Below are 12,565 nucleotides of genomic sequence, written 5' to 3'. Positions count from 1 at the left end.
CCGGACCCGACCGGAAATCCGGCCCGCCCCCGCGGTGTCGGCACACCCCAGTGAAGGACTCCCCTCTGTGGCAACCTCGATCCCCGCCCGGGGCGCACCCGGTCCGAAGCCGGGCCGTCGCGTCCCGAGGGCCATGTCCCCCGGCCGCCAGGCATGGCGCGGCCGGCTGTGGCGATTCGACGACAAGGCGTCCCCCTACGCCTACATCGCCCCCTTCTTCCTCGTCTTCGGCGCCTTCGGGCTCTACCCCCTCCTCTACACCGGCTGGATCGCCCTGCACCGGGTGGAGATGATCAGCCTCGACCGGATGGAATGGGTCGGCTGGGAGAACTTCAGCAGGGTCCTCCAGGACCCGGAGTTCTGGACGGCCGTCGGCAACACCTTCGTCATCGGCGTGATCTCCACCGTCCCGCAGCTGCTGGTGGCGCTGGGTCTGGCCCACCTGCTGAACTACAGGCTGCGCGCCAGCACCTTCTGGCGGACGGTGATCCTCACCCCGTACGCCACCTCCGTGGCCTCCGCCGCCCTGGTCTTCGCCCTCGTCTTCCGCGCCGACGGCGGTCTGCTGAACTGGGCCCTCGACCTCATCGGTCTCGGCGACACCAACTGGGCCAACGGCCACTGGTCGTCCAAGATCGCCATCTCGGTCATCGTGATCTGGCGCTGGACCGGCTACAACGCCCTGATCTACCTGGCCGCGATGCAGGCCGTCCCGTCCGACCTCTACGAGGCGGCCTCGCTCGACGGCGCCTCGCGCTGGCAGCAGTTCCGCAACGTGACGATCCCGGCGCTGCGGCCCACGATCCTCTTCACGATCGTCATCTCGACCATCGGGTCGATGCAGCTGTTCGGCGAGCCGCTGCTCCTGGAGGGCGGCACCATCGGAGCGCAAGGGGGCAACGAGCACCAGTACGAGACGCTCAGCGTCTACCTCTACAACTACGGCTGGAAGCTCGGACACCTCGGTCCGGCCGCCGCGGTCGCCTGGGCCATGCTCGCCCTGCTGCTGCTCATTGCCGCGATCAACTGGCTCGTCGGGCGCTCCGTGCGCAAGACCTCGGCCTGACCGGGAGCGATACCCATGACCACGACCAGCCCCGTCACCGCCCCGGACCACCGCCAGGTGTCCAGGGCCGCAGTCCCCGGCACTCCTTCGCGGCGCAGCAGGTTCAAGCAGGGCGCGGGCCGCCAGCACCACGCCGGCCCCTTCGCCTACGTCGCCCTCGCCGTCGTCGGCATCGGCTCCCTCTTCCCGCTGTACTGGACACTCGTCGCCGCGTCCCGTACCCAGGACGAGATACTGGACACCACCCCGCCGTTCGTCCCCGGCGGCAACCTGTTCCACAACCTCGAAGCGGCCTGGGAACAGGCCCATCTCGGCAAGGCCATCTGGAACACGCTCGTCGTGTCCGCGAGCATCACCGCGGCGACGCTCTTCTTCTGCACCCTGGCCGGCTACGCCTTCGCCAAGATGCGCTTCAGGGGCCGCGGCGCACTGATGACCGCGGTCGTCGCCACGCTCACGATCCCGCCCCAACTCAGCGTCGTACCGCTGTTCATGATGATGTCCGACATCGGCTGGGGCGGTCAGCTGGAGTCGGTGATCTTCCCGACGCTGGTGAGCGCGTTCGGAGTGTTCTTCATGCGGCAGTACCTCAGCGAGGCGCTGCCCTACGAACTCATCGAGGCGGGCAAGGTGGACGGGGCGAACAACCTCCGCGTCGTGTGGAGCATCGTGCTCCCCGTGGCCCGCCCGGCCATGATGGTGCTCGGCATGCTCACCTTCGTACAGGCCTGGAACGACTTCTTCTGGCCGTACCTCGCCCTGAACCAGGAGAACCCCACGCTCCAGGTGGCCCTCGGCCAGCTGAGCGCCTCCTACGTCCCCGACCAGAGCATCGTGATGGCGGGCGCGCTGATCAGCACCCTCCCGCTGCTCGTGGTCTTCGTGGTCTTCGGCAAACGGATCGTCGGCGGGATCATGTCCGGCGCCGTCAAGGGCTGATACCGAACCATTCACTTCCATCCCCGCCCAACCATCCTGGGAGCGCTCCCGTATGACTGCCGTACGACCCGACACCGCCCCGAAGGCCGCACCCGAGGCGGCCGAATTCCCGACCGGCTTCGTCTGGGGGGCGGCCACGGCCGCGTACCAGGTCGAGGGCGCCGCCGCCGAGGACGGCCGGACCCCCTCCATCTGGGACACCTTCAGCCACACCCCGGGCAAGGTCCTCGGCGGCGACACCGGAGACATCGCCGCCGACCACTACCACCGCTACCGCGACGACGTGGCGCTGATGAAGCGGCTCGGCCTGACGGCCTACCGCTTCTCCGTCTCCTGGCCCCGGGTGCAGCCCACCGGCCGCGGCCCCGCCGTCGAACGCGGCCTGGACTTCTACCGCAGGCTCGTCGACGAACTCCTCGAAGCGGGCATCGCACCCGTCGCCACCCTCTACCACTGGGACCTGCCCCAGGACCTGGAGGACGCGGGCGGCTGGCCCCAGCGGGTGACCGCCGAACGCTTCGCCGACTACGCCGACATCATGGCCGGGGCCCTCGGCGACCGGGTCACCACCTGGACCACCCTCAACGAACCGTGGTGCTCGGCCTTCCTCGGCTACGGCTCCGGCGTGCACGCCCCGGGCCGCACCGAGCCCGCCGCCGCGCTGCGCGCCGCCCACCACCTCAACCTCGCCCACGGCCGGGCGACCGAGGTCCTGCGCGACCGCCTCCCCGCCACCGCGCAGATCTCGGTCACCCTCAACCTCCACCACGTCCGCCCGCTGACCGGCAGCGCCGCCGACGCGGACGCCGCCCGCCGGATCGACGCGGTGGGCAACCGGATCTTCACCGGCCCGATGCTGCACGGCGCGTACCCCGAGGACCTGATCGCCGACACCGAGCACCTGGTCGACTGGTCGGAGCTGGTCCACGACGGCGACCCGGCGGTCATCTCCCGGCCGGTCGACGTCCTGGGCGTCAACTACTACACACCGACGCTGGTCTCCACGCCCGCCGACGGCGCCGGCGACGCACGCGACGACGGCCACGGCAACAGCGACCACTCCCCGTGGCCCGGCTCCGAACACGTGGCCTTCCACCTCGCCGAGGGCCGTGCGCGCACCGCCATGAACTGGGCGATCGACCCCGACGGACTGTACGAGCTCCTCATGGACGTGGCCCGGGACAACCCCGGCCTGCCGCTGATGGTCACCGAGAACGGCGCGGCCTTCGACGACCAGGTCTCGCCCGACGGCCGGGTCGAGGACCCCGAGCGGATCGAGTACCTGCGCGGCCACCTCGACGCGGTGCGACGGGCCGTGGCCGCCGGGGCGGACGTACGCGGCTACTTCCTCTGGTCCCTGATGGACAACTTCGAGTGGGGCTACGGGTACTCCAAGCGCTTCGGCGCCGTCTACGTCGACTACGACACCCAGCGCCGCATCCCCAAGGCGAGCGCCCACTGGTACGCCGACGTCATCCGGCGCCAGCGTAGGATGGGAGCGCTCCCAGAGGGGTGATGCGGAGCGGCAGCCCGTCCCCGGACGGGCTGCCGGAGAAGCCGATCACAGGACTTGGCCCGGCCACCCGGCTGTGAGAAATTGACCGCGAACGGGAGGCAGCCATGACGGCAGCGCGAGTACGGAGCGGTGGCCGGCCCACGCTCGAAGAAGTCGCGGCACGGGCAGGGGTGGGGCGTGGCACGGCCTCGCGGGTCATCAACGGCTCACCGCGGGTCAGCGCACAGACCCGCGAGGCGGTGGAGGCGGCCGTCGCCGAGCTGGGCTACGTGCCCAATCGCGCGGCCCGCGCCCTCGCCGGGAACCGTACGGACGCCATCGCCCTGGTGGTGCCCGAGTCGGAGACCCGATTCTTCGCCGAGCCGTACTTCTCCGACATCGTCCGCGGTGTCGGGGCGGCGCTCGCCGACACCGAGATGCAGCTGCTGCTCACTCTCGCCGGCAACGACCGCGAGCGCCGCCGGCTGGCCCAGTACCTGACCGCGCACCGCGTCGACGGGGTGCTGATGGTCTCCGTCCACGCCGACGACCCGCTGCCCGACCTGCTGGAACAGCTCGGCATGCCGGCCGTGATGGGCGGTCGCAGATCGGCCTCCGAGACGCTCGCCGCGGTCGACTCCGACAACTTCGGGGGCGCCCGCGCCGCGGTCGGCCACCTGGTGACCCGGGGCCGCCGCGCCATCGCCACGATCACCGGGCCCGGGGACGTCCACGGTGCGCAGCGCCGCCTGGACGGCTACCGCGCCGCGATCCACGAGGCCGGTCTCGAACCGGACGAGCGGCTGATCGGCCCCGCCGACTTCTCCGAGGAGGGCGGCGCCCGCGCCATGCGTGAACTGCTGGCCCGCCGCCCCGACGTCGACGCGGTCTTCGCCGCCTCCGATGTGATGGCCGCGGGCGCCCGCCAGGTCCTGCGCGAGGCCGGCCGCCGCATCCCGGACGACGTGGCCCTCATCGGCTTCGACGACTCGGCGGTGGCCCGCCACATGGACCCGGCCCTCACCAGCGTCCGCCAGCCGATCGAGGAGATGGGCCGCACCATGGCCCGCGTGCTGCTCAAGGAGATCGCGAGCGAGACCCAGGAACGTCCCCAGATCGTGCTCCCCACCGAACTGGTCGTCCGCGACTCCTCGTGACGGGCGCCACCCGGCTGCCGGGGGCGGGAATTCCTTTCTCTGCGGTGCGCCGCCCCGGAACCTTTCCTGGACGGGGTTCTGTGGCTGCCGGTCCGGGACCTGCTCCCCCCGGGGCCGGGGAGAGGGCATACGGACAGGGGGGCGGGCATGCGGACGGGGAGCGGGCATGCCGGAGCGCCGGCCTGCCGGCCTGCCGAATTCATGGGAGAGGGCTGGTTGAGAGCCTGGCTCGGGCAGTCTCCGAAGGTCTGCTGCCTGATGGAGTGAGGATGCGGTGACCCCGGCGTTCTGCCGCGAACGGGAGAGCGGACCGTTTCGTGAGATCAGTGCCTTCTTCGGAGGCTCCGCTGATGCCCAGGTGTACCGCTGGTCAGAAGAGGAAGGTCCTCTTCCTCTTCCTCTTCTTGCGCTCGATGGCACGCTGCCAAACGAGAACGGCGGGGATGAACCGGCGGCGCCCGAGTCGTGTACCGGCGCACCGGCCCGTTGCGTTCCCGGGCAGTGCCCCTCGCGCGCCGGAGCCGCCGGAGCGGCGCCGGATGCCCCCGAGGCCCCGGCCTCAAGACTTCGAGGCCCCGAGGCCCTGAGGCCCCAGCTTCAAGACCCCGAGACCCCAGGCCCAAGTCCCTGGACATGAAGAAGGCCTGACCCGTTTTCACAGGTCAGGCCTTGATCATTCAGGGTGAGTAACGGGACTCGAACCCGCGACATCCTGGACCACAACCAGGTGCTCTACCATCTGAGCTATACCCACCATGTCCGGTCTTTTTCTGACCGGCCGAGAAAAAGTGTACAGGGTCCGAGAGGGTGCTCGCGCCCCAGTTGTTCAGCCGCCGGTCCCGACCCCCGAAAGGGCTATGACCAGCGGCTTCACGAGGTCCTACGGTGCGGGCGGTGCGACACGGGCCGCGACGGCCTTCGCGCGCTCCGAGTCCGGGCCGGGCTGCGGCACGAAGACCGCCTCGCGGTAGTAGCGCAGCTCCGTGATGGAGTCACGGATGTCCGCGAGCGCCCGGTGGTTGCCGTTCTTGGCCGGGCTGTTGAAGTACGCCCTCGGGTACCAGCGGCGCGCCAGCTCCTTGATCGAGGAGACGTCGACGATCCGGTAGTGCAGGTAGCCCTCCAGGGCCGCCATGTCCCGCGCCAGGAATCCGCGGTCGGTGGAGACCGAGTTCCCGCAGAGCGGGGCCTTGCCGGGCTCCTTCACATGCTCGCGGACGTAGTTCAGCACCTGGGCCTCGGCGTCGGCCAGGGTGGTGCCCCCGGCCAGCTCGTCGAGGAGGCCCGAGGCGGTGTGCATCTGCCGCACCACCTCGGGCATGGTCTCCAGGGCCGCGTCCGGCGGGCGGATCACGATGTCCACCCCTTCACCGAGCACGTTCAGCTCCGAGTCGGTGACCAGCGCGGCCACCTCGATGAGTGCGTCTTCCGTCAACGAGAGCCCGGTCATCTCGCAGTCGATCCACACCATGCGGTCGTTCATGGCCCCACCCTACGGGGCGCTCCGTTGACCCGGCAGGGTCGGGCGCTGGGTCGTGTACGCGTCGGGGCCGGGTTTCCCCTGCTCCGACTGGACCGGGCCGGCCGTCGGCGACGTGATGACATGCGGGCCCGGCGAGCTCGCCGTGGCCGTGGCACGCCGGATCGACGCACTGCCCTGGGCGGGCACGATCGGCTCGATCACCGGGGCCACCGGCTCCGCGCCACCGCCCTGCGGACGGCGGGCCCGGTAGGCGGCCCGGTACGCGGCGGGGGAGGAGCCCAGCTGTCGCCGGAAGTGTCCGCGCAGGGCGACCGGCGAGCGGAAGCCGCAACGGCCCGCCACCTCGTCGACCGAGTACTCGGACGTCTCCAGCAGCCGCTGCGCCTGGAGCACCCGCTGGGTGATCAGCCACTGGAGCGGTGCGCTGCCGGTGAGCGAACGGAACCTGCGGTCGAAGGTCCGCCTGCTCATGTAGGCGCGCGCGGCCAGCGTCTCCACGTCGAACTGCTCGTGCAGATGCTCCAGTGCCCAGGCCACGACCTCTGCGAGCGGGTCGGAGCCGATCTCCTCAGGTAAAGACCTGTCGAGGTAGCGCTCCTGACCGCCACTGCGCCGCGGCGGCACGACGAGCCGGCGGGCGAGTGCCCCGGCGGCCTCCGTGCCGTGGTCCGTGCGGACTATGTGCAGACAGAGATCGATGCCGGCGGCCGTGCCGGCGGAGGTGAGCACGTCGCCGTCGTCGACGAAGAGCTCACGCGGATCCACGTGGACCGACGGATAGCGCTTGGCCAGCGTCGGTGCGTACATCCAGTGCGTGGTCGCCGGACGGCCGTCCAGCAGGCCGGCGGCGGCGAGCACGAACGCCCCCGTGCACAGCCCGACGATGCGGGCACCCTCCTCGTGGGCGCGGCGCAGCGCCTCCAGCGCCTCGGCGGGCGGCGGCGAGGTGATCGAACGCCAGGCGGGCACCACGACGGTGCCGGCCCTGCTGATCGCCTCCAGCCCGTAGGGCGCGGTGAGTTCGAGTCCCCCGGTGGTCCGCAGCGGCCCTTCTTCCCCGCCACAGACGAGGAGTCGGTAGCGCGGAACTCCCGCGTCCTGGCGGTCGATTCCGAACACGGAGAGCGGGATCGAGCTCTCGAAGATGGGGCCGCCGCTGAACAGCAGCACGGCGACGACTTCTCGTCGTCGACGGCCACTGAGCTTCCGTACAGCCTCCGTTGCGGCGGCGGAGTCCTGGCTCATGACGCTAAGCCCCCCTCGGTGTTCGCGTCTCCCTGGTCCTTACGGGCCTGTCGCTCCTGCACTTTTCCCCTCGGTCCTGCACGAGTTCCCCAGACTTCGATGCCCAAGATCGAATCTACTGCGTCCCGTGGTGCCGGCGTGACAAGTTCACCAACCGGCGTTATGTCGACAAGGCAACTTGGCGGGATGCATTCGATCACGAAGCGTTTCATCCGGTGGACGCCCAGGGAAGTGCGCTTGGCGTTCATGGCCCGTCCCCGTCGGGTGGAAGCGTACCGCGCGGTCTCTTCCTGCCTGGTGACAAGGGGGTTGATCGGCCAAATCGACAAGGTGTCGGTAGGGGTATGAAGTTGGCTGAAAATAGATGGTTGTGCGTGTGTGATTCAGTCATTGAACCGGCGCACAACCCGGGTGATCAACCGCTTCTTTGCGCCCCCTGGGCAGGTCGGACGGCTGATCGTACGGATCGGACCGGTGGCAACCGAATGCGATCGGATTCCGCCGGGCGGGCCGGTGTCCGTCGTCGGCCGGCGGCTCGCCGGGAACGGGGCGGGCGGTCCGGAACGGGTGCGGTGCGACGCACGGGGCCGGTTCGCCGCCCCGCCGCCGGCGCCGGCGTGATGATCGACGCGGCGGCCGCACCGGGGCGCGGGGGGCCTCCGGCGTCCCGTACGGGTGACGGACGGGACCCGTCCGGTCACCGAGGGCGGCCGTCCGGGCCCGACGGCGTCGGTGTACGGCACAAGCGGCATTGCCATCCGGGTCCGCCTCGGGCATGCTCCGTGAAACGTCGCGCGCGCTTTGCGCGGGTCTGGGCAGTGGAGGAGTGGCGCCGTACCCTTGGGGGTAAGGGGTTGGGAAGATGATTCCCGGACACCGCAACACCGCCCGCTGACGCACCTTCCCCAAGTCGCTCTCCTCACGAGGACTCTCTTCGCCGAGACACCGATGGCCGGTCACGAAATCCCCGAACCCGCCGACCGCAAGCAGGTGGCCGACCCCGTGTCGGACCCGCAGACGGTCGAAGAAACACGTCATTCCTGCGACCCCGCGTTCCGCCATGGGGTCGTCGTCGGCTTCGACGGCTCGACCTCCAGCGAGCGCGCCCTCGCCTATGCCATCGGGATGGCCCGAAGATCGGGCTCCGGTCTGATCATCGTGCATGTCGCCAATCGGCTGCCGACCACGGTCTGGGCAGGCTGCGAGCCGCCCGTCTTCGTGGATGTGCCCGACCACCGCACCGAGGTGCTCGGCCTGGAGCTCGCCTGCGCGGACTACCTCTCCGAGGTCCCCTGGGTCCTCGTCGAGCGCGGCGGGGACATCTGTCACGAGCTGGAGGAGGTCGGCCGGGAGTACTCGGCCGACGCCATCGTCGTCGGCTCCACGCACGGCATCGTCGGCCGGATCTTCGGCTCGGTGGCGGGGCGCCTCGCGCGGCGCGCGCAGCGCCCGGTCGTCGTCATCCCCTGATCGCCCGGCGCCCCGGAAGTCCCTTTCGTCACTTCTGTGGCCCGTCGTGGCGCCCTCTTTCGATGTGGCGTCAAATCGCCTTCGTAAACCGGCATTTGATGTCCGACAGAGGTGAATTGCGTGCTTGTGAAGGGTATATGACAGGTACTCGGATGGGGCTCGGCGCCGGTCGTACCGGGGCGCACGTGCTGCCGGCCGGGGTGTGACGGTCAGGGCCGGAACGGCGGCCGGGCCGGTGCGCCGGGGCAGCCGCCGGCGGCAGTGGAACGGCCCCGTACCCGCGGTGGCGGCGGGTACGGGGCCGTTCTGCGGGTACGGGGCCCGCCCGGCAGGGCGCGCACGCGGGACCGTGCCCGCGGCGGCCGTGCGCGGGGGCTACTCGACGGTGACGGACTTCGCCAGGTTGCGCGGCTTGTCGATGTCACGGCCCATGGCCAGCGCGGTGTGGTACGCGAAGAGCTGGAGCGGGATGCCCATCAGGATCGGGTCCAGCTCGTTCTCGTTCTTCGGCACGACGATGGTGTGGTCGGCCTTCTCCTGCACCTGGTGGGCGACCGCGAGGATGCGGCCGCTGCGGGCCTTGATCTCCTCCAGCGCGGCGCGGTTCTTCTCCAGCAGATCGTCGTCCGGCACGATCGCGACCGTCGGCATCGCGGGCTCGATCAGCGCCAGCGGCCCGTGCTTCAGCTCGGAGGCCGGGTACGCCTCGGCGTGGATGTACGAGACCTCCTTGAGCTTCAGCGCGGCCTCACGGGCGACGGGGAAGCCGCGCACCCGGCCGATGAACATCATCGACTTGGCGTCCGCGTACTCGGCCGCCATCTTCTTGATCTCGTCCTCGTTCGCCAGGATCTCGCTGATCTGGGCGGGCAGCCTGCGCAGCCCGTCGATGATCCGCTTGCCGTCGGCGACCGACAGGTCCCGGATCCGGCCCAGGTGCAGGGCGAGCAGCGCGAACGCGACGACCGTGTTGGTGAAGCACTTGGTGGAGACGACACAGACCTCGGGACCGGCGTGGACGTACGTGCCGCCGTCGGCCTCCCGGGCGATCGCGGAGCCCACCACGTTGACGACCCCGAGCACCCGGGCGCCCTTGCGCTTGAGCTCCTGGACGGCGGCCAGCACGTCGTACGTCTCACCGGACTGCGAGACCGCGACGTACAGCGTGTCCGGGTCCACCACCGGGTTGCGGTACCGGAACTCGGAGGCGGGCTCGGCGTCCGCGGGGATGCGGGCCAGCTCCTCGATCAGCTGGGCGCCGATCTGGCCCGCGTGGTACGACGTGCCGCAGCCGAGGATCTTGATCCGCCGGACCCCGCGCGCCTCGCGGGCGTCCAGGTTGAGGCCGCCCAGGTGCACGGTGGCGAACCGGTCGTCGATCCGCCCGCGCAGCACCCGGTCGACGGCGTCGGCCTGCTCGGAGATCTCCTTGTGCATGTACGTGTCGTGGCCGCCCATGTCGTACGACTCGGCCTCCCACTCCACGGTGGTCGGCGTGGCCGTCGTGGACGAGCCCTCCGTGGTGTACGTACGGAAGTCGTCGGCCTTGAGGGTGGCCATCTCGCCGTCGTCCAGGGTGACGACCTGGCGGGTGTGGGCGACCAGCGCGGCGACGTCCGAGGCGACGAACATCTCCTTCTCGCCGATGCCGAGCACTACCGGGGAGCCGTTGCGGGCGACCACGATGCGGTCGTTGAAGTCGGCGTGCAGGACGGCGATGCCGTACGTGCCCTCGACCGAGCGCAGCGCCTCGCGGACCTTCTCCTCCAGGGTCTCCGCCTGGGCGCGGGCGATCAGGTGGACCAGCACCTCGGTGTCGGTCTCGGAGAGGAAGACGACACCGTCGGCGACGAGCTTCGCACGGAGCTCGGAGGCGTTGTCGATGATGCCGTTGTGGACGACGGCGACCTTGTTGTCCGCGTCCAGGTGCGGGTGCGCGTTCTCGTCGCTCGGGGCGCCGTGGGTGGCCCAGCGGGTGTGGGCGATACCGGTGGTGCCGGTGAAACGCTTGGGGACGCGGGCCTCCAGCTCGCGGACCCGGCCCTTCGCCTTGACCATCCGCAGGGCGGCGGGCCTGCCGGCCGACGCCTTGCCGGTGATGACGATGCCCGCGGAGTCGTAACCCCGGTACTCCAGCCGCTGCAGCCCTTCCAGCAGCAGCGGGGCCACATCACGCTTCCCGATATATCCGACGATTCCGCACATGGATTCTCTGCCCCTCCATCGACGTACCTGTGGTGCCCGTCGCCCAGCCGTGGGTTCTTCAGCCGTAGACGATGCGGCGCAGCTGGCGGAGCGAGAGCTCCGGCGGCGCGACCGCCCGGTGCGGCAGCTCGGCCGCGATCCGTTCGAAGATCTCCGCGTTGACCAGGCCGCCGGACTGCAGTTCGCGGTGGCGGCGGCGGACGAAGTCGTCGGTCGTCTCGTCGAAGTACGCCAGCACGTCGAGGATCACCCGGGCGGCTTCACCGCGCTGGAGCGCGGTGCTGCGCACCAGGTGATCGATGAGGTCGTCATGCGACGCGCGGCGTTCGAGCACTCGTTGATATTGCGGCGGTCGGGGCGCTTACGCAACAATTCTGCCCGATATCGGGCAGGGAAGCGTGTGATTGCCGTCTCGAATGGCCTCGAACGGGTCGGGGTGCCCGCTCGGAGGTTCTGCGGGCACCTGCTCGGACGTTCCTTCGGGGTGCCCGCTCAGAGGTTCTTGAGAACGGCCTGCTTGGCGGCGGCGAACTCGTCGTCGGTGAGGACTCCGGACCGGTGCAGCTCACCGAGCTCGCGCAGCCGTCGCAGCAGGACGTCGTGATCGTCGCCGGCGGGCGCGGGTACGGGTGGTGCGGCCGGGGCCGCGACCTCGGCGGGCGCGGCCCCTCCGGCCTCTCCCACCCCGACGGCCCCGACGGCCCCGGCCGTCCTCCCCGCCGTCCCGGGCAGCCGCACCAGTACCGCCGCCGCGACCAGTACCGCCGTGTACTCCTTCTTGGACAGCCCCCACAGGTCCAGCGAGTACAGGTCGTACTCGGCCGCCCGGACCGGCGCCGTCCCGTCGCCCCGTACGAAGCGCAGGTGCCCGTTCTCCAGGCCGATGGCGGGCACCCAGTGCACGGCGGTCACCTCCGACACCGGGAACGAGACCGGGCCGCCGGAGGTCTTGGCCTCCGTGGCCTTCCAGTTCCAGGTCAGGCGGACGGTCTCCCCGTCGAACGAGGCCGTGCCGTCCCCGCCACCGCCGGCCACCGGCACCGCGGGCCCCGGCAGCAGGAAGCCGTCCACCGCGTCGGTCGGCACCTGCTCGATCAGCAGGGCGTTGCGCACCTCGTCGGCGAAGTACTCCGCCACTCCGCCGCGGTCCTTCTCCACGGTCAGCTGGTACGGGTCCGCGGTGTCCTTGAGCCTGCCGCCGGCCGCGCGCAGGACCGGGCACGCGCCGTCGCGCAGCCGCAGTCGCAGCCGGCCGCCCTTGCGGTCCGGCTCGAAGGAGATGCCCGCCAGTGCCCTCAGCGGGACGACGCGTTCACCCAGCCCCTCCCGGAGCGGGTGGATGCCCTTGCCCCTGCCCGGCACGATCCGCACCGATTCGCCGTCGAAGGTCCAGGTCCCGTCGCGCTGGATTATTTCCGCCATGCGGCAGATTCTGCCAGCCCCATGAACAGGGGAGTGGTCTACACCTTGACCATGTGTGAGGCGGGCGATACGCATGGTGAAGG

Annotated in this window: 10 protein-coding genes and 1 tRNA gene; 5 read left to right on the top strand and 6 right to left on the bottom strand. The window is 70.6% G+C overall.

The window, feature by feature from the left end; translation table 11 throughout:
- The first annotated feature begins 67 nt into the window (after positions 1–67).
- The 4 genes from ACGF8B_RS20960 to ACGF8B_RS20945 all read left to right on the top strand — a co-directional run bounded on the left by ACGF8B_RS20960 (position 68) and on the right by ACGF8B_RS20945 (position 4,657).
- A complete protein-coding gene (locus ACGF8B_RS20960; RefSeq protein WP_392740548.1) occupies positions 68–1,066 on the top strand; it encodes a carbohydrate ABC transporter permease in 999 nt (332 codons plus the stop codon).
- A gap of 15 nt (positions 1,067–1,081) precedes the next feature.
- Complete coding sequence (locus tag ACGF8B_RS20955) at positions 1,082–2,005, top strand: carbohydrate ABC transporter permease (protein WP_392740545.1); 924 nt, start codon at positions 1,082–1,084, stop codon at positions 2,003–2,005.
- 52 nt (positions 2,006–2,057) lie between these two features.
- Entirely contained in the window at positions 2,058–3,521 is a 1,464-nt protein-coding gene (locus tag ACGF8B_RS20950; protein ID WP_392740543.1) for a GH1 family beta-glucosidase, read from the top strand.
- Between the two features lie 104 nt (positions 3,522–3,625).
- Entirely contained in the window at positions 3,626–4,657 is a 1,032-nt protein-coding gene (locus ACGF8B_RS20945; RefSeq protein WP_392740541.1) for a LacI family DNA-binding transcriptional regulator, read from the top strand.
- A 681-nt stretch (positions 4,658–5,338) separates the two neighbouring features.
- Here the strand turns inward: ACGF8B_RS20945 and ACGF8B_RS20940 are convergent.
- From ACGF8B_RS20940 to ACGF8B_RS20930, 3 genes are all read right to left on the bottom strand, one after another.
- Positions 5,339–5,411: transfer RNA gene (locus ACGF8B_RS20940), tRNA-His, on the bottom strand.
- Positions 5,412–5,537: 126 nt separating this feature from the next.
- Positions 5,538–6,140, bottom strand: a complete 603-nt coding sequence (gene orn, locus ACGF8B_RS20935) for an oligoribonuclease (protein WP_360544527.1) — start codon at positions 6,138–6,140, stop codon at positions 5,538–5,540.
- 9 nt (positions 6,141–6,149) lie between these two features.
- Positions 6,150–7,385 carry a helix-turn-helix domain-containing protein gene (locus tag ACGF8B_RS20930; protein WP_392740537.1) on the bottom strand — a complete coding sequence of 412 codons (1,236 nt, stop codon included), beginning with the start codon at positions 7,383–7,385 and terminating at the stop codon, positions 6,150–6,152.
- A gap of 948 nt (positions 7,386–8,333) precedes the next feature.
- Here ACGF8B_RS20930 and ACGF8B_RS20925 point away from each other — a divergent pair.
- Positions 8,334–8,855 (top strand): universal stress protein, encoded by a 522-nt coding sequence (locus ACGF8B_RS20925; protein WP_093548508.1) that lies wholly within the window; start codon positions 8,334–8,336, stop codon positions 8,853–8,855.
- 375 nt (positions 8,856–9,230) lie between these two features.
- Here the strand turns inward: ACGF8B_RS20925 and glmS are convergent, their stop codons facing one another.
- From glmS to ACGF8B_RS20910, 3 genes are all read right to left on the bottom strand, one after another.
- A complete protein-coding gene (gene glmS, locus ACGF8B_RS20920) occupies positions 9,231–11,060 on the bottom strand; it encodes a glutamine--fructose-6-phosphate transaminase (isomerizing) (protein WP_342281506.1) in 1,830 nt (609 codons plus the stop codon).
- Positions 11,061–11,118: 58 nt separating this feature from the next.
- Positions 11,119–11,394 carry a hypothetical protein gene (locus tag ACGF8B_RS20915; protein WP_392740533.1) on the bottom strand — a complete coding sequence of 92 codons (276 nt, stop codon included), beginning with the start codon at positions 11,392–11,394 and terminating at the stop codon, positions 11,119–11,121.
- 158 nt (positions 11,395–11,552) lie between these two features.
- Positions 11,553–12,482, bottom strand: a complete 930-nt coding sequence (locus tag ACGF8B_RS20910) for a DUF4429 domain-containing protein (RefSeq protein ID WP_392740530.1) — start codon at positions 12,480–12,482, stop codon at positions 11,553–11,555.
- Positions 12,483–12,565 lie beyond the last annotated feature (83 nt).

Source organism: Streptomyces sp. NPDC047917, from assembly GCF_043204345.1.
Lineage (GTDB): Bacteria > Actinomycetota > Actinomycetes > Streptomycetales > Streptomycetaceae > Streptomyces > Streptomyces sanglieri.
The sequence above is the reverse complement of the archived record's forward strand: the minus strand, read 5'-3'. Positions and strand labels throughout refer to the sequence as shown.